The organism is Mesorhizobium sp. BR115XR7A, from assembly GCF_020165315.1.
In the GTDB taxonomy this organism is placed as follows: domain Bacteria; phylum Pseudomonadota; class Alphaproteobacteria; order Rhizobiales; family Rhizobiaceae; genus Mesorhizobium; species Mesorhizobium australicum.
The window spans coordinates 175,719-192,686 of the sequence record NZ_JAIUHW010000008.1 but is presented as its reverse complement, the minus strand read 5'-3'; the positions used below and the strand labels follow the sequence as shown (position 1 = coordinate 192,686).

Annotated in this window: 15 protein-coding genes; 5 read left to right on the top strand and 10 right to left on the bottom strand. The window is 62.6% G+C overall.

The window, feature by feature from the left end; genetic code table 11:
- Positions 1-37: 37 nt before the first annotated feature.
- The 3 genes from edd to zwf form a co-directional block, all read right to left on the bottom strand.
- Positions 38-1,861, bottom strand: a complete 1,824-nt coding sequence (edd, locus tag LB557_RS18655; RefSeq protein ID WP_140660789.1) for a phosphogluconate dehydratase — start codon at positions 1,859-1,861, stop codon at positions 38-40.
- A 73-nt stretch (positions 1,862-1,934) separates the two neighbouring features.
- Positions 1,935-2,651: a 6-phosphogluconolactonase gene (gene pgl, locus LB557_RS18650; protein WP_224643019.1), complete on the bottom strand. Its 717-nt coding sequence runs from the start codon at positions 2,649-2,651 to the stop codon at positions 1,935-1,937.
- Positions 2,633-4,105 (bottom strand): glucose-6-phosphate dehydrogenase, encoded by a 1,473-nt coding sequence (zwf, locus tag LB557_RS18645; protein WP_015316300.1) that lies wholly within the window; start codon positions 4,103-4,105, stop codon positions 2,633-2,635. Before zwf ends, pgl begins: the two co-directional genes overlap by 19 nt.
- 317 nt (positions 4,106-4,422) lie before the next feature.
- On the opposite strand from zwf, the gene LB557_RS18640 reads away from it, so the two are divergent.
- Positions 4,423-5,169 carry an SDR family oxidoreductase gene (locus tag LB557_RS18640; RefSeq protein ID WP_041163342.1) on the top strand — a complete coding sequence of 249 codons (747 nt, stop codon included), beginning with the start codon at positions 4,423-4,425 and terminating at the stop codon, positions 5,167-5,169.
- A 19-nt stretch (positions 5,170-5,188) separates the two neighbouring features.
- On the opposite strand, the gene LB557_RS18635 is transcribed toward LB557_RS18640, so the two are convergent.
- From LB557_RS18635 to LB557_RS18620, 4 genes are all read right to left on the bottom strand, one after another.
- The gene (locus tag LB557_RS18635) at positions 5,189-6,070 is read right to left on the bottom strand and encodes an SH3 domain-containing protein (RefSeq protein WP_224643020.1); all 882 of its coding nucleotides are present in this window, start codon (positions 6,068-6,070) and stop codon (positions 5,189-5,191) included.
- A 373-nt stretch (positions 6,071-6,443) separates the two neighbouring features.
- Entirely contained in the window at positions 6,444-7,730 is a 1,287-nt protein-coding gene (locus LB557_RS18630) for an NAD(P)/FAD-dependent oxidoreductase (RefSeq protein WP_224643022.1), read from the bottom strand.
- A gap of 72 nt (positions 7,731-7,802) precedes the next feature.
- Positions 7,803-8,168 carry a four helix bundle protein gene (locus LB557_RS18625; RefSeq protein WP_015316304.1) on the bottom strand — a complete coding sequence of 122 codons (366 nt, stop codon included), beginning with the start codon at positions 8,166-8,168 and terminating at the stop codon, positions 7,803-7,805.
- 55 nt (positions 8,169-8,223) lie between these two features.
- Positions 8,224-9,660 (bottom strand): glutamine synthetase family protein, encoded by a 1,437-nt coding sequence (locus LB557_RS18620; protein WP_015316305.1) that lies wholly within the window; start codon positions 9,658-9,660, stop codon positions 8,224-8,226.
- Positions 9,661-9,807: 147 nt separating this feature from the next.
- Here LB557_RS18620 and LB557_RS18615 point away from each other — a divergent pair, with 147 nt between their 5' ends.
- Positions 9,808-10,524 (top strand): HAD family hydrolase, encoded by a 717-nt coding sequence (locus LB557_RS18615; protein ID WP_140821202.1) that lies wholly within the window; start codon positions 9,808-9,810, stop codon positions 10,522-10,524.
- 73 nt (positions 10,525-10,597) lie between these two features.
- Here the strand turns inward: LB557_RS18615 and LB557_RS18610 are convergent, their stop codons facing one another.
- The 3 genes from LB557_RS18610 to aceA form a co-directional block, all read right to left on the bottom strand.
- Positions 10,598-11,041: a response regulator gene (locus LB557_RS18610; protein ID WP_224643205.1), complete on the bottom strand. Its 444-nt coding sequence runs from the start codon at positions 11,039-11,041 to the stop codon at positions 10,598-10,600.
- Between the two features lie 239 nt (positions 11,042-11,280).
- Complete coding sequence (locus tag LB557_RS18605) at positions 11,281-11,523, bottom strand: hypothetical protein (RefSeq protein ID WP_006202762.1); 243 nt, start codon at positions 11,521-11,523, stop codon at positions 11,281-11,283.
- A gap of 56 nt (positions 11,524-11,579) precedes the next feature.
- On the bottom strand, positions 11,580-12,869 hold the full coding sequence (gene aceA, locus LB557_RS18600; RefSeq protein ID WP_023772829.1) for an isocitrate lyase: 1,290 nt from the start codon (positions 12,867-12,869) through the stop codon (positions 11,580-11,582).
- Between the two features lie 224 nt (positions 12,870-13,093).
- Between aceA and LB557_RS18595 the strand changes: the two genes are divergently transcribed.
- The 3 genes from LB557_RS18595 to LB557_RS18585 all read left to right on the top strand — a co-directional run bounded on the left by LB557_RS18595 (position 13,094) and on the right by LB557_RS18585 (position 16,719).
- On the top strand, positions 13,094-14,542 hold the full coding sequence (locus LB557_RS18595) for a short-chain fatty acyl-CoA regulator family protein (RefSeq protein ID WP_224593811.1): 1,449 nt from the start codon (positions 13,094-13,096) through the stop codon (positions 14,540-14,542).
- Positions 14,543-14,689: 147 nt separating this feature from the next.
- Entirely contained in the window at positions 14,690-15,589 is a 900-nt protein-coding gene (locus LB557_RS18590; protein ID WP_140660795.1) for a DUF2167 domain-containing protein, read from the top strand.
- Positions 15,590-15,765: 176 nt separating this feature from the next.
- Positions 15,766-16,719, top strand: coding sequence for a DMT family transporter (locus LB557_RS18585; protein ID WP_140715805.1), 954 nt, complete (start codon positions 15,766-15,768; stop codon positions 16,717-16,719).
- The last annotated feature ends 249 nt before the right edge of the window (positions 16,720-16,968 follow it).

Here is a 16,968-nt window from a genome sequence, read left to right as displayed (position 1 = left end):
GCCACGAGCCGCCCTTTTTCATGCCGGACAGAATGCGTCAGGCAGTGCCGAACGCGCTGGCGCCGTGATCGGCGCGGCCCACCAATTGGCGGAAGCCGGCGAACAACTCGCGTCCGAAGCCGAATTCATTGCCGATGAGATCGACTTCGGCTGTGCGGCGCAGCGCGAATTCGGTGCCTGGCACCAGCACTTCCAGCGTGCCGGCATCGGCGTCGAGGCGGATGATGTCGCCGTCATGGATCCGCGCGATCGGCCCGTCCTCGACCGCTTCCGGCGTCACATGGATTGCCGCCGGCACCTTGCCGGAGGCACCCGACATGCGCCCATCGGTGACCAGCGCCACGCGCTGGCCGCGATCCTGCAGGATGCCGAGCACGGTGGTCAGCTTGTGCAGTTCCGGCATGCCGTTGGCCTTCGGACCCTGGAAGCGGATGACGGCGATGAAGTCGCCGGTGAGTGTGCCCGCCTTGAAGGCGTCGTTCAGCCCCTGCTGGCTGTCGAACACCTTGGCCGGCGCTTCGATGATACGCCGCTCCGGTTTGACCGCCGATGTCTTGATGACGGCGTGGCCGAGATTGCCCGCCAGCACCTTCAGACCGCCCGTCGCTTGGAAGGCCTTGTTGAACGGCGCCAGCACCTTTTCGTCGCCGCTTGCGCGCGGCGAAGCCTCGCGCAGCACACCGCCGTCGGCGCCGAGCTTTGCCTCGACCGCGTACGGCCGCAGGCCTTCGCCCCACACCGTCTGCACATCCTCGTGCAGGACGCCTTCGTCGAGCAGTTCGCGGATCAGGAAGCCGAGGCCGCCGGCTGCATGGAAATGATTCACGTCGGCAAGTCCGTTCGGATAGACCCGTGCCAACAGAGGCACCGCTTCCGAGAGGTCGGAAATATCCTGCCAGGTCAGCGCGATGCCGGCGGCGGCGGCCATGGCGATCAGGTGGATGGTGTGGTTGGTCGAGCCGCCGGTGGCATGCAGGCCGACGACGCCATTGACGAACGAACGTTCGTCGATCATCCGCCCGACCGGCGTATAGGCGTTGCCGAGCGCGGTGATCGCCAGTGCCCGTTTCGTCGCTTCGCGGGTCAAGGCGTCGCGCAGGGGCGTGCCGGGGTTGACGAAGGACGCGCCCGGCGTGTGCAGGCCCATGATCTCCATCAGCATCTGGTTGGAGTTCGCCGTCCCGTAGAAGGTGCAGGTGCCCGGCCCGTGATACGACTTGGACTCGGCTTCCAGGAGTTCGGCGCGTCCTGCCTTGCCCTCGGCATAGAGCTGGCGGACCTTGGCCTTCTCATCGTTGGGCAGGCCTGTCGTCATCGGGCCGGCAGGAATGAACACCGCCGGCAGATGGCCGAAGGTTAGTGCGGCGATCACCAGACCCGGGACGATCTTGTCGCAGACGCCGAGATAGACGGCGGCGTCGAACATGTTGTGCGACAGGCCGATCGCGGCTGCCATGGCGATCACGTCGCGCGAAAACAGCGACAGCTCCATGCCGGGCTGGCCTTGGGTCACGCCATCGCACATCGCCGGCACGCCGCCCGCGACCTGGGCGATGCCGCCCGCCTCGCGCGCGGCCTCCTTGATCAGGGCAGGGAAGGTCTCGAAGGGCTGATGCGCCGACAGCATGTCGTTGTAAGAGGTGATGATGCCGAGATTGGGCACCTTGTCGGCACCGAGCGCCAGCTTTTCCGAGGGGCTGCAGACCGCGAAGCCATGGGCAAGGTTGCCGCAGGACAGCACCGACCGGTTGGCGGTCTGGTTCGACGCTTCGGCGATACGGCTGAGGTAGCGCTCCCGGCCCGGTTTGGAGCGCTGGCGTATCCGTTCGGTGATGGCTTCGATGTCTCGTCTTGCGGTCATGGGATCAGGTCCTTTCAGGCGAGGTCCCGGAAACATCCTCCCGCCGTTGCCGGGACCACTTGTAAACTTGAAATCAGGGCGCCCAGAAAACCTCCACGGGCTTGGGCGATGCGTCGAGCACGGCACGGATCGGCTTTCGCGGCCCGGACGCGGCCGCGCCGTCGAAGGCGGTGCGCTTGTCCTCGCCCTCGATGTGCAGCGCGATGAAACCGGCGTCGATGATCCGCGCCAGGGTCAGGGTCAGCCGAGGCTCACCCGCACTTGCGGCGTGAACCGGCAGGATGATCCTGTCCGAGGCGGGGTCGAGCAGCTTCGGCAGATCGTCGGCGTCGGGAAAGAAGGAGGCGGTATGGCCGTCAGGCCCCATGCCGAGGATCACGACATCGAGCGGCCAGGGCAGGGATCGCAGGGCCGCATCGTCGGATGCCGCAGCATCCTCGATGCCGACCGCCTCGTGGTAGAGCGGAACGAAGCGGGCCGCCTTGGCCGCGTTCTGCAGCAGGTTGGCGGCAACCAGCCCGGCATTGGATCGCGGCGAGGAGGCCGGCACGAAACGTTCGTCGACCAGCGTCACGATCACCTTATCCCAGGCGATCGGCGCCGCGGAGAGCGCGGCAAAGAACTTTGCTGGTGTCGTGCCGCCGGAGACCGCCAGCAGTGCCGTGCCGCGCCCGGCGATCGCCTTGGTCAGGGTATCGGCGACGCGGCCAGCCAGCGCCGAGGCCAGTTGCGGACGGTCGGGAAAAGCGTTCCAGTTGTAGCTGGCGCTGTTCAATTGCTCTCGTGCCATGTCCGCCCGTCACGTTCGATCAGTGCTATCGAGGCCGACGGCCCCCATGTGCCTGCCGTATAGCCCTGCGCTTCCTGCTTGGCGCCTTCCCAGGCATTCTGGATCGGGTCGATCCACTTCCAGGCGGCTTCCACCTCGTCGCGGCGCATGAACAGCGTCTGGTTGCCGCGGATGACATCCATGATCAGCCGTTCATAGGCGTCGGGCGCGCGGCCGTCGAAAGACTGCGCGAAACTCATGTCGAGCGAGATCTGGCGCAGCCGCATGCCGCCCGGGCCTGGGTCCTTGATCATGATGAACTGCTTGACGCCTTCGTCCGGCTGCAGCCGGATGACCAGCTGGTTGGCAAAGATCGGCCCCGCGCCGCTGTCGCCGAAGATCGAATGCGGGATCGGCTTGAACTCGATGACGATTTCCGAAACCCGGGTCGCTAGCCGCTTTCCGGTCCTGAGATAGAACGGAACGCCGGCCCAGCGCCAGGTGCCGATCTCGGCCTTGATGGCGACGAAGGTCTCGGTGTTGCTGTCCTTGCCGAGTTCCTCGACATAGCCTTTCACCGGTCCCCCGGCCGAGGCGCCGGCGCGGTACTGGCCGCGCACGGTGTGCTTCGGCGCCTCGTTGCCGTTGATGCGCTTCAGCGCCCGCAGCACCTTGAGCTTCTCGTCGCGCACCGCGTCGGCGTCCATCGACGAGGGCGCTTCCATGGCGACGAGGCAAAGCAGCTGCAGCATGTGGTTCTGCACCATGTCGCGCAGCGCACCGGCCTTGTCGTAGTAGGTGACGCGGTCTTCCAAGCCCACGGTCTCGGCGACGGTGATCTGCACGTGGTCGATGTGGGCGGAATTCCACAGCGGCTCGTACAGCGCATTGGCAAAGCGCAGCGCCATCAGGTTCTGCACCGTCTCCTTGCCGAGATAGTGGTCGATGCGGAAAATCTGGCTTTCGTGGAAGTCGTCGCCGACCAGGTCGTTGAGCGCCTGCGCTGAGGCAAGATCGCGGCCGATCGGCTTCTCCAGCACGATGCGCGAATTCGGCGTGATCAGATTGTGCTCTTTGAGCTTGTGCGAGATGTCGCCGAACAGCGCCGGCGCCACGGCCAGGTAAAAGGCGCGGATGTGGTCACTTTCGCCGATCGCCTTTTTCAGCTTGTCGAAGCCGGCGCCGCTCGTTGCATCGGCCGGGACGTAGGAAAGCCGGGCGAGGAAGGTCTTCAACTCCTTGGCATCGATATCGGCCGGCTTGACATGGTCCGAAATCGCCTGCTTGGCGAAAGCCTGGAACTCCTCGTCGCTCATTTTCGAGCGCGACGTGCCGATGATGCGCGTCGGCTCGGAGAATTGATGGTCGCGCTGGCGATAGTAGAGCGACGGCAGCAGCTTGCGTTCCGACAGGTCGCCGGTACCACCGAAAATGATGAAGTCGAAAGGGTCGACGGGGATGATCTGGCTGGTCATGGTCTGTCCGCTTTGACGCCGGTCGCAAATACGCGGCTGATATATTCTAATCGATTTAAATTTTCCAGTGCCATGGTGTCACATCGAGGACCAACTGCTGGATTTTGCGTCGGTCCACGTGTGCGCTTGACACTGGCGCCGCCGGGAGGCTTGTCGGTGAACGAAGACTCCGGAAGCTTTCGCAGTTGCAGCATAGAACGTGAATGTGACGAAAGCTAAGGGAGAAATCGGCGCGCCTTGCGGCATCGATTGCATCGGTCGCCAGCCCTTGTGCAAGCTGTGCAGTCATATCGAGGAAGTCCATGAGCGGGAAAAGCATGCGTCTGGAAAACAAGGTCGCCATTATCACCGGTGCGGCATCGGGCTTCGGCGAAGGCATGGCCAAGCGCTTCGCGGAAGAGGGCGCCAGGGTCGTTGTCGCCGATCTCAACGCCAAGGGTGCGAAACGCGTCGCCGATGAGATCGGCGAGGCGGCAATCTGGACGCAGACCGACGTTTCGTTGCGCTCCGAGTTCGACGAGATGGTCTATGCCGCCAAAAGCGCCTTCGGCCGTGTCGACATCATGGTCAACAATGCCGGGTTCACCCATCGCAATGGCGACATGCTCAAGGTCGACGAGGAAACCTTCGACCTGATCACATCAGTCAACATGAAGGCGATCTATCACGCCGCCCTTGCGGTGGTACCGATCATGGAGCGGCAAGGTGGTGGTGTCATCCTGACCACGGCCTCCACCGCGGGCCTGCGGCCGCGGCCCGGCCTCACCTGGTACAATGCCTCGAAGGGTTGGGCGATCACCGCCACCAAGTCGATGGCGGTGGAACTCGCGCCCAGGAACATCCGCGTCAACTGCCTTTGCCCGGTCGCCGGTGAAACCGGCATGCTTGAAAAATTCATGGGCGCCGACACGCCCGAGATCCGCGAGGCATTCCGCGCCTCGATCCCGCTCGGGCGGCTGTCGACCCCGCTCGATATCGCCAACGCGGCTCTATGGCTGGCCTCGGACGAGGCCGCTTTCATCACCGGGGTCGCGCTGGAGGTCGATGGCGGGCGCTGCATCTGAACGCGGCGATCGTCGGATATTACGTGCCGGGCTTGACGTAGCTCTTGTACACCCAGCCGTGCTTGCCGTTGTAGACGATCTCGCACCACTGCTTGCAGCCCATCAGTTGCACCGAGGTCCGGGCAGGGACCGTGCCGATGGGGGTGGCCCCCTTCTTCGGAGCACTGCGCATGGTCACAGCCCTGAGAATACGGCCGTTGCCTGTCGCCGCCACCTTGCGCGGCTTCGCTTTGGCTGCGTTGTCCTCGCCTTGTGCATTCGCGGGTTTTTGGTCCGGTGCTTGCGGCTGCGTCTCCGGAATGGCGGCGGTCTGCGCGCCATCGGGATTGCTGCTATTGGCAGGCGGGCTCGGCGCGGCGACCTTGGCAAGCTCGTCGGTGGCATCGGTATCGGTAGGCGATTGGGCGAATGCCGCCGCTGTTTTGTCTGGCGCCGGCTCGGGCTGCTTGGCTACCTGGCTGGGAGCCGCCGTTTGATCGGGATCAGTTGCCGCGGCAGCCTTCGGCTGCGCCCCTGTCCAGCGGGGATCATTGGCAGCAAGCGCTGGTATGTCCACCGCCGCCGCTGCCTTGGTCGGTGACACCTGGCTGGACTTGCGCTCCATCTGCGGCGTCACGGCCGCCGCCGTCACCGTCGTCCCCGAGGAGGGAACTTTCGTCGTCTTCACCGGAATGGTCGGAATGCTCTGCTCGGGACTGGCGGCTGCTTGCCTCTCGCCGGTCGGCAACGCCAGCCAGAGCGCCACTGCGGCAACGCCAAGCAGTGCCGCGGTGCCTATTGCCGCGATAACCAGGTGCGAGTTCGAACGGACTCCCTGCCAGAATGACGGGCGCATGTCATAGCCGAACTGCATGGCGAAGCGCCGACGTTCCGGAGCACCGAAACTGAAGGGCTCTCTCACTCTTGCCACCTCCATAAGCGGGCCGGTGTTCTTTCGATCAAATATCGCAAGTCACGCGTTCGATCAGCATCGGTCCCAAAACGCGGGCGGGCCCGCAACAATCCCCGAACAATCGCCCAGATGCGGACCTTTCGCCCGCGATTGTGGCGTCAGTACGCCATTAGCAAGGATTCTGCGCTTTTGCCCGCAATTCCGCAATGTGTCGCCCGGGCAACAAATATTACATGGATATTACAATATTACATGAGTTCGTGATCGCAGGGATAGCGGTGATCCGATCGCAGCCTAAGCACGTCGTGTCGAAAAGTCTCCACAACGCACTTGGATCTTGTTGTGCATGTCGTTCTTCCCAAAGGTCACTTTGCGCGACGCATTAGATCCTGTCCCGCAGCGCAAACCAGTTGAGCGCAAGGAAAAGCAGCGGCGCCCGGAACCGGCGGCCGCCAGGAAATGGCGGGATTTTCAGGTCCTCAATCAGCTTCAGCCGGTCGCGGTTGCCGGTGATGGTTTCGGCATAGAGTTTGCCGAAGAAGTTCGACAGCATGACGCCGTGACCGGAATAGCCGCCGGCTGAGATCACATTCGGCATCACTTCGCGCACGAATGGCTTCCTCGGCACCGTGATGCCGACATAGCCGCCCCAGCCATGGGTGATCTCGACATCGCTGAGCGCCGGATAGAGCTCCGCGATCTGGCGGCGAATGTGGATATGGATATCTTTGGGATCGTTGACGCCATAGACCTCGCGTCCGCCGAACAGCAGCCGTCCATCCCTGGATTTGCGGAAATAGCGCACGACGAAGCGGGAATCGTCGACCGATTCGCCCCCCGGCAACACGTTCGAATCCGACCTCAGCGGCACGGTCGCGCCGATGAAGGATCCGATCGGCATGATGTGCGCGGCACTCACCGGCTCGAGCGTGCCGCCATAGGCGTTGACCGCGATCAGGCATTTTTGCGCCGAGATCGTCCCTCTCGGCGTGGAGACCCTGACCTTGCCGCCTGCCGAGACGATGCCGGTCGATGGCGTCCCTTCGAACAAGTGGGCGCCAGCTTGTGCCGCCGCCCGCGCCGTGCCGATCACCAGCTTCATCGGATGGATATGCCCGGTGCCGGTGTCGCGCGTGCCGCCGAAATAAGCGCTCGAGCCCAGCCGATCCGCCGTCTCCTTCGCATCCATGAAGGAGATGTGCGGGTACGAGAAGCGGCCGGCCATGATTTCGGCATGCGCCTTGTAGTCGTCCACATAGCGCGGCTTGTGCGCGACCGAGAGCTGGCCCGGCATGTAGTCGATATCGATCTGGTTGAGGGCCGCGAAGTCGAGCAGATGCGCTTTCGCCTCTTCGGCGAGATCGAACAGCGCCCTGGCGCGGGACAGACCGTATTCTGCCTCCAGGTCCTCGGCCCAGGCACGCTGCCCGGTGCCGAGCTGGCCGCCATTGCGCCCGGAAGCGCCGTCGCCAAAACGATATGCTTCGATCAGGACAACGCTGGTACCGGCCTTGGCCAAATGCGTCGCTGCCGACAGGCCGGTAAACCCGCCGCCGATAATAACGACGTCGCAGGTCCGATCACCGTCGAGCGTTGGATATTCGGGCCGCGGCCCAGCCGTGTCCTCATACCAGGACCGGCCGGGGGAAATGGGGGATTGGTAGTTCATGATGCTCACAGGGCAGTAGGGCAGTAGGGCAGTAGGGCAGTAGGGCAGTAGGGCAGTAGGGCAGTAGATAAACTACTCGGGTGACAATTTGCGGATTAGAAGCCGCAAGAGCGTTCCCACACTCTCGCTGCGGTTCATCAGCGGTTGGGCTATCTCATGCGAGGTGATGCCGACGCGTTGCGCGATCAGCAGATGGGTCTCCAATTCTTTGAGTGATCCTTGCGCAATCCTGAGAAATTGCTGATAGGAAGCCCGGCTTTCCCGTCCGTAACCCTCAGCTATGTTGGCGGGCACGGAGGTGGCTGCCCTGCGTAGCTGAGCCGTCACGCCATAGAGTTCTTCTTTCGGCCAGGCTTTTGTCGCCTCGTAGACTGATACTGCTAGGTCCATGGCCTGCTGCCAGACGATCAGATCCCTGTACGATTCGATCTTCGCCATCGTCTGCCACCCCCCTTACTGCCTTACTGCCTTACTGCCCTACTGCCTTACTCCCCTAAACATTCAGCAGCAGATATTCCCGCTCCCACGGACTGATCACTTCCATGAACGTTTCGAATTCCGCCCGCTTGATCGCCGCATAGGTGGCGGCGAAGGACTTGCCCAGCAATGCGCAGAGTTCCTCGTCGCCTTCGAACAGGTCGACGGCTTCGAGCAGGCTGCGCGGCAGGTCGATCTCGTGCGCGTTGGCGGTGGTCAGTACGGGAGGCTCGGCCTTGATCTTCCTGGTGATGCCGATCAGCCCGCAGGCAAGCGAAGCCGCCAGCGCCAGATAGGGATTGGCATCGGAGGACGGGATGCGGTTTTCAACGCGCCGCGCCGCTGGATCGGAACGCGGCACGCGGAACGCCGTGGTGCGGTTGTCGTAGCCCCATTTGTTGTTGACCGGGGCAGAGGCCGCCTGCGTCAGCCGCCGGTAGGAATTGACGTAGGGCGCGAACATAACCAGCGCATTCGGCACATGCTTCTGCATGCCGCCGATGAAATGGAAGAAATCCTCGGTCTCCGAACCATCCTCGGCCGAAAAGATGTTCCTGCCCGTCTTCTTGTCGACGATCGACTGATGGATATGCATGGCGGAGCCCGGCTGGCCCTGAATCGGCTTGGCCATGAAGGTCGCGTAGATCTCATGCTTGAGCGCGGCTTCACGAATGGTGCGCTTGAACATGAACACCTGGTCGGCGAGCTCGATCGGGTCGCCGTGGCGCAGATTGATCTCGAGCTGGCCGGCGCCCTCTTCGTGGATGAGCGTGTCGATCTCCAGGCCCTGGCTTTCGGAGAAATGGTAGATGTCGTCGATCAGTTCGTCGAACTCGTTGACGCCGGCGATCGAATAGCCGGCGCCGCCGCCGATCGCGCGCCCCGAGCGGCCGACAGGCGGGGTCAGGGGATAGTCCGGGTCCGGATTCTTGCGCACGAGGTAGAACTCGATTTCGGGTGCCACGACCGGCTTCAGCCCAAGCTTGTCATAGGCCGCCAGCACGCGCTTCAGCACATTGCGCGGCGTGAACTCGACCGAGCGGCCGTCCTGGTGGACGAGGTCGCAGATGACGGCGGCCGTTGGGTCTTCCTCCCAGGGCACCACGGTCAATGTCGACAGGTCCGGCATCAGCTTGAGGTCGCCGTCGTCTTCCGGATAGTGAAAGCCGTTACCGTCCTCCGGATAGCCGCCGGAAATCGTCGTCATGAAGACCGCCGAAGGCAGCGCCAGTGAGGTGTTGGAAGTGAATTTCTTCGACGGCATCATCTTGCCGCGCGCCACGCCGGCCTGATCAGGCGTGATGCATTCGATATCCTCGATGCCGCGCCATTCCAGCCAATCGCTGACTTCCTTCCAGTTCTTCACACCTCGCAGGTTTTTCACGAAGGCAGGCGTGCGCGCCCGTCCTCCGCGGCTCGACGGACGGACTTCCTTTTTTGCAGGCGGCATCATTCACCAGATTGGGTTGCGGATTTTCAAGTATAGCCGTGCCGTGCGACCGAAGGGAAGGGGAGCCGCCGCGGGCATTTGCCGTTGCGGGTTGAAAACCGCTTGCCCGTCGGCATAGGTTGGCGTCTTCCCGCACTCGAGAAGCCGGCGATGAGATCCAGCAACGAACTGACCACGATCGGCTTCGATGCCGACGACACGCTTTGGCAGAACGAACGGTTCTTCCGCATGACGGAAAAGCGCTTTGCCGCCATGCTGGCCGATCATGGCGAGGGCGAGCAGATCTCGGCTCGACTGTTGGAAGCCGAGAGGCGCAATCTCGCGATCTACGGTTTCGGCATCAAGGGATTTACGCTCTCGATGATCGAGACGGCGATAGAGGTCACCGACGGGCGCGTGCCGGCTTCCGTCATATCGGAGATTCTCGACGCCGGCCGCGAGATGCTGGGCCATCCGATCGAGCCCTTGCCGCATGCACGCGAGACGGTCGAGAAGCTCGCCGGCACCTTCCGCCTCGTGCTGATCACCAAGGGCGATCTGTTCGATCAGGAGCGCAAGCTGGCCGGCTCCGGGCTGGGCGAGTTGTTCGACGCCGTCGAGATCGTCAGCGACAAGACCGCCGCGACCTATGCGCGCCTATTCGACCGCCATGGCGATGGCCCGGCAAGGAGCATGATGGTCGGCAATTCGCTGAAGTCGGACGTGCTGCCCGCCATCGAGGCCGGCGGCTGGGGTGTCCATGTGCCGCACGAATTGACCTGGGTGCTCGAACATGTCGAGGCGCCGGTCGCCGAGCCGCGTTTCCGCCAGACATCGGATCTCAGCCAATTGCCCGCGCTGGTCGAAAGCATCAACAACAGAGTTTGATCGTAGACCTCCGACTGCTTTTTTTCGCGCAATTCTGGATGGAAAAACGGATCTCGCCTTTTTGGACTCGTTTTTAGCGGCCGGTCAGGCGATCGATGACCGGTTGCAGCCGTTCGGGCGTGATCGGCTTGGCCACCACCGCGTCGACGACATGCGCCAGGCCCAGGCTCTCCGGCGTGTCATTCTTGGTTGAAAGCAGGATCACGGGAGGAAGTGCCTTGCCCCCGGCTCGCCGCAACGTGTCGATACTGGACATCAGCGCGTCGCAGTCTTCGTTGTCGGGGCCACCATCGAGGACAACCGCCCCGGGGATAAGCGAACGTAAGGTCTTCACCGCCATTTCAGGCGATTCCGAGATTGGCTTGAGCCCGGAACGCTCGACGATTTTAGACACCACGACGCGATTGATCGGCGACTTCCCGACAACAAGCACCCGCGAAGGATCTCGGATCGTCGCAATGTTTGAACCCCGGGTCACCCGATTCAGATGCGTTGTACTCTCGTCCTCGCCACTCACTGGGCACCCAAGTCGGCCAAGAATCTCACCTCTATTTCAATGCAGAGTTGAATCTGCGGACAATTGGCGTGAGATTGCACCCTATGTCAAGTTGAAATAAAAGACTTCTGAAACCGTCTCCCACACAGTGGATTCAAGCAACAGTACTGTACTGCCCTGTCCATAGCTTGGTTGCGTGAAAATAAAATTCACCTACGCATACGCGGCGCGGGCAAATGGCCGGTTGTAGCGCTTCCGGGTCAGCCATGGCTTTGTTGTGTAACGATCACCGGGATCAGCAGGTCGCCCCAATTGCCGTCGCCGCCATGGTGCCTCGCGGAGCGCACGAGCTCCACCGAGACGCCCGCCTCGACCGCCTTCATCACCGATTGGTTGAGCCTGTGCAGGTCGTTGGCCAGCATGCGGATTGTCGCCTGCTGGTCGACGCTCATCGTGGTCGATTGCTCTTCGGCCCGTTCCTTGACGCGGCTTATCGATGCCATTGGTCTTCTCCTGTGTCTGAGGCCCTGTTGGGCGTTTCCTCTGTATTTCCTGGTCGCTATTCCGCGGCCGGCTTGAACTGCGCGTGCTCGGTCGATTCATGCATGGCCGTGGTCGACGACCGGCCGCCGGTGATCGCCATAGAGACCGCGTCGAAATAGCCGGTGCCGACCTCGCGCTGGTGCTTGGTCGCGGTATAGCCATTGGCTTCCGCCGCGAATTCCGCTTCCTGCAACTCGGAATAGGCCGCCATCTGCCGCGCCTTGTAGCCGCGGGCGAGTTCGAACATGCCGTAGTTGAGCTGGTGGAAGCCGGCCAGCGTGATGAATTGGAACTTGTAGCCCATGGCGCCCAGTTCCCTCTGGAACTTGGCGATCGTGGCGTCGTCGAGATTCTTCTTCCAGTTGAACGACGGCGAGCAATTGTAGGCGAGCAGCTTGCCTGGATGGTGCCTGCGCACCCCCTCGGCGAATTTCTTGGCCTGCGCCAGGTCGGGCTTCGAGGTCTCGCACCAGATCAGGTCGGCGTGCGGCGCATAGGCAATGGCCCGCGCGATGCAAGGCTCGATGCCGTTCCGGACCTGGTAGAAGCCTTCCACCGTGCGGCCGGCATCATAGTCGACGAAGGGCTGGTCGCGCTCATCGATATCGGAGGTCAGCAGCTTTGCAGCTTCCGCGTCCGTGCGTGCCACGACCAAGGTGGGCGTGGCCATCACGTCGGCCGCGAGCCGCGCCGCGTTGAGGTTGCGGATATGCGCCGCGGTCGGGATCAGCACCTTGCCGCCGAGATGGCCGCACTTCTTCTCCGACGCCAACTGGTCCTCGTAATGGACGCCAGCGGCACCGGCCTCGATGAACGCCTTCATGATCTCGAAGGCGTTGAGCGGACCGCCGAAGCCGGCTTCCGCGTCGGCAACGATCGGCGCGAACCAGGTCTCGACAGAAAGCCCCTTGCCTTCGGAGGTTTCGATCTGGTCGGCGCGCTGCAGCGTGCGGTTGATGCGCTTGACCAGTTCGGGCGCCGCATTGGCCGGATAGAGCGACTGGTCCGGATACATCGCCGAGGCGGTGTTTGCGTCGGCAGCGACCTGCCAGCCCGACAGGTAGATCGCCTTCAGCCCGGCGCGCACCTGCTGCATCGCCTGGTTGCCGGACATGGCGCCGAGCGCGTTGACGAAGTCCTCCTCGTGGATAAGCTTCCACAGCCGGTTGGCGCCCATTTCGGCAAGGCTCTGACGAATCTGCACCGAACCGCGCAGCCGCTTCACGTCCTCCGGCGAATAGGGACGTTCAATGCCGTCGAAGCGACCTTCAGGCGCCGAGGGGACGAGGTTGTAAAAATCAGTCATTGGTCACTCCGAAGATTTCTGCACAGCCAATTCTCGGGCGGCTTCTATGTGACTGAATTTACATTTTGGCGCCGCATGAGCTAGAAAAATCAGCAGAACCGAGTGGATATAACGGAAAATCTGTGTTGTGTTTGACAGCAAGGCACTGTAAATTTGTCAATCCTGTAAAGCGAAGAGAGGCGGGATGCAGCGGGCGGCGTGTAAACTCCTGTCAAGAATTGGCGATGGCTGACCAGAAGATTTTCGCTGGGCCGCGCATCCGCCGCATCCGTGGCGCCAAGGGCCTGACCCAGACGGCGATGGCCGAGGGGCTCGGCATCTCGCCGTCCTACCTCAACCTGATCGAGCGCAACCAGCGGCCGCTGACGGTGCAATTGATCCTGAAGCTCGCCTCCGTCTACAAAGTCGATCCGCATGAGCTTCAGGGCGAGGCAAGGGGATCGGTCGCTGCCCTCAAGGAGGTGTTCACCGATCCGCTGCTGGTCGGCGAACTGCCGGGAGACCAGGAATTGATCGAGTTTGCCGAGGCGGCGCCCAACGCCTCCGCCGCGGTGATAAAACTGTTCCGCGCCTATCGCGAGCAAGCCGAGCGGCTGTCCGATCTCAACGAGCTTCTGGCCCGCGAGGGCCGGGCGACCGCCCTCTCTGGCGCCCGCCTGCCGATCGACGAGGTGCGCGAGATTTTCGAGCGGCGACCGAACCATTTCGCCTCGCTCGAGGAAGAGGCCGAGGCGTTCACGTCGGTGCTCGATCCCGGCGACGACCTGTTTGGCGCCTTGAAGGCATGGCTGAAGCGCGAATACGGCATCGTGATCAAGGTTCTGCCGGTCGCCACCATGCCGAACTGGCGCCGCCGCTACGACCGCCACTCGCAGCGCCTGTTTCTGTCCGAGCGTCTGTCGCCGTTCGACCAGTTGCGTGAAGTCGCGATGGAGGCCTGCCTGATCCGCATGTCGGTTGCGATCGCCGGTGAGATCCAGGCACTGAGGCTGACCACGGACGAGGCGCGCCGCCTTGCCCGCTTCGAACTCGGCCGCTACGCCGCCCATGCGCTGATGATGCCCTATCTGCCCTTTCACGCGGCGGCCGTTCGCTCACGCTACGACATTGATGTCCTGCGCTCGCGCTTCGGCGTTTCCTTCGAGCAGGCGGCAAACCGGCTGACCATGCTGCAGCGGCCAGTTGCTTCCGGCGTGCCCTTCTTCATGCTGGAGATCGACAATGCGGGAAACCGCTTCCGCAAGGCCGGCAGCCAGGGCTTTCCGCAAAGCCGCTTCGGCGGGGGCTGTGCCAAGCTTCCCGTGCATGTCGCCTTCACTCAGCCGGGCCAGATATTCGTCGAGGCGGTGGAAATGCCCGACGGCGCCGAGTTCCTGTGCATCGCCCGCACACTGGAGGGGCCGCAAGGCGCGTTCTCCGAACGACCCCGCCGCACGGCACTGCTGCTCGGCTGCGACATCGGCTTTCGCGACGACATCGTCTATGGCACGGTGCTGCCTGGCGCGGCGACCGGCGCGAAGATGGGGGCGGGCACCGTCGCGGCGACGCCTGTCGGCCCCGCCTGCCGGCTTTGCGAGCGCGCCGGCTGCCTGGCGCGCGCCGAGCCGCCGGTGACGCGACCGCTCGGCCTCGACGAGATGGTCACCGGCTTGAGTGCCTTCGACTTCCAGTGATGTCGTGGTGACTTGCCGCGCGAAGAAGAAGACTGCTTCCTACTCAGGAAGACAATAAGCCTTCACGCTAAATATAGCGGATGCAATATTGATTAAGCGTTGCTGTTAAGATATCAACGACAATCTGTGCAGCGATCGGGGGGATTGATGAGCCGGATAGCTCTTTGGCTTGGTTTGGGCCTTGCCCTTTCGGTCTGGCCCGCTCAGGCGGAAAAATCCTCGGATTTTTTTAAATCTTACCAAGGGTACAATGACGACGGCAAGGCTTTCCTGGACAAAATCGAGCCGAAGATCGGCACGGTGGACCTTGCCGAAGGTGTACACCTGACCCTCGGCGATAAGTTCTATTTTCTTAACAAGAAAGACACTGCCTCTGTTTTGACAGAAGCCTGGGGCAATCCTGCCAGTTCCGCTGCCGATTCGGTCGGCATGATCTTTCCGGCCAAATATGATCCCATTGCCGATGGCAATTGGGGCATAGAGTTGCGATGGGAGAAGATAGGCTATGTCGATGATGGCGACGCCGCATCCATCGACTACGGCGAGTTGCTGCGCACCATGCAGGCGGACACATTGTCAGGCAACGATCAAAGGGCAAAGGATGGCTTTCCTCCCATTACCTTGATCGGCTGGGCCTCGCCGCCAGTCTACGACTCGGTCAACAAGCGTTTGCACTGGGCAAAGGAACTGCAATTCGGAGACGATACCGTCCACACGCTCAACTACGACGTCCGTTTTCTGGGTAAGGAGGGCGTTTTTGTGATGAGTTATATCGCTACGGTGGAGCAATTGCCGGAGATAAGGCAAAGCCTGGACGAAGTCCTTGGCCTCGCCGCCTTCAATACCGGCAAGAAATACACTGATTTCATACCCGGCTCCGATACAGTTGCGGCAGTTGGCATTGGTGGCCTCATAGCGGGAAAATTGGCGGCGAAGGCGGGCCTTCTGGCCGTGGCGCTCATTGCGCTGAAGAAATTCGGTTTGATCTTGCTGGTTCCCTTGGCCGGAGTCTGGCGCTTCATTCGCGGCAACAAGCGCACGTCGTAGGCGTCGCCCAAGCGCTGCTGACTGTTGTCGGGCGCGCCGGTAGGGTGCCGGCAGTGCGCCAAACGGAACACTGCACTGGATCACGCCTCGCCAATGCCTTTGCGGTACGCGAACAGGGTACGTTCTTGTCGTCTCCTGCGCATCGTGCCGTCCTCAAAATCTCGACAGTCGCGCCCATGACCGACACCACATCAAGGCAGATCGCCACGTCCGCGGCCATCCCGCCGCGCGAGGAGCGCATCGGCTTCCTTCTGGTGTTCCTGTCGGCACTGATGTGGAGTTTCGGCGGCACCATCGCCCGGTTCATCACGGTCGGCGACAGTTGGACCGTGATATTCTGGCGCTCCGCGTGGGCTGCCGTCTTCCTGCTTTGCTTCATGGTCTGGCGTGACGGCTGGCGCGGCATGCTGAAATCATTCCGCGACATGGGCCTGCCAGGCATTGCGGTGGGGTTCTGCTTCGCCATTGCGTCGACCTCGTTCGTGGTGGCGCTTGCCTATACCACCGTCGCCAATATTCTTTTGATGCAAGCCGGCGTGCCGCTTCTGGCGGCCCTGTTTGCCTGGGCGCTGTTCCGCGAAAAGGTAACCGTCGCGACCTGGATAGCAATCGTCGCCGTCATCGCCGGCGTCGCCATCATGGTGTCTGAATCTGTTGACGGCGCCGTCTCGCCCATAGGCGATGGACTGGCGCTGCTGATCGCGTTCATGTTCTCGATCGCCACCGTCATCACCCGGCGCTTCTCCAGCGTCCGCATGACGCCGGCGACCTGTCTCGGCACGATTCTGGCGGCGGGCTTCGCTGCCTCGCAGGCCTCGACGTTCGCGGTGTCGGCCGGCGACATGGGCCTTCTCCTCGTCTTCGGCGTGGTCAATCTCGGCCTTGGCCTTGCATTCTTCGCCACTGGCGCGCGCTTGATCCCGGCGGCTATCGCGGCGTTGCTCGGCACGTTCGAGCCGATCCTGGGGCCGATATGGGTCTGGCTCATCCATTCCGAGGTGCCGTCCGGGCGCACCATCGTCGGCGGCGCGGTGGTGGTCACGGCGCTGCTTGTCCATATCGGGCTCGAATTCAAGCGCCAGGCGCGGCCTCAGCGGGCTGGGGTCACCGGGGTGCCTTCGCCTAATTGATGCGGGCGCCGAAGCTTTGCCCATTGACAATGTCGCTGCCACCCGGGCAGGCTGGGAACACGGCAACAACAAGACAGGCGTATCTTGCCAAGTCTCCCCGGCGGCCCGATCGAGACCGGACCACATTCTAGTATCTCTGACCGTACGGCGGCGAAAGCTTCTGACGGCATCGCAATTCCTTCCCGCCCCGACCGAGTGGGCGGCCGTCGGCAGCGTGCCGAATGGCGGTCGTCGACCTCTGGAAAGCTC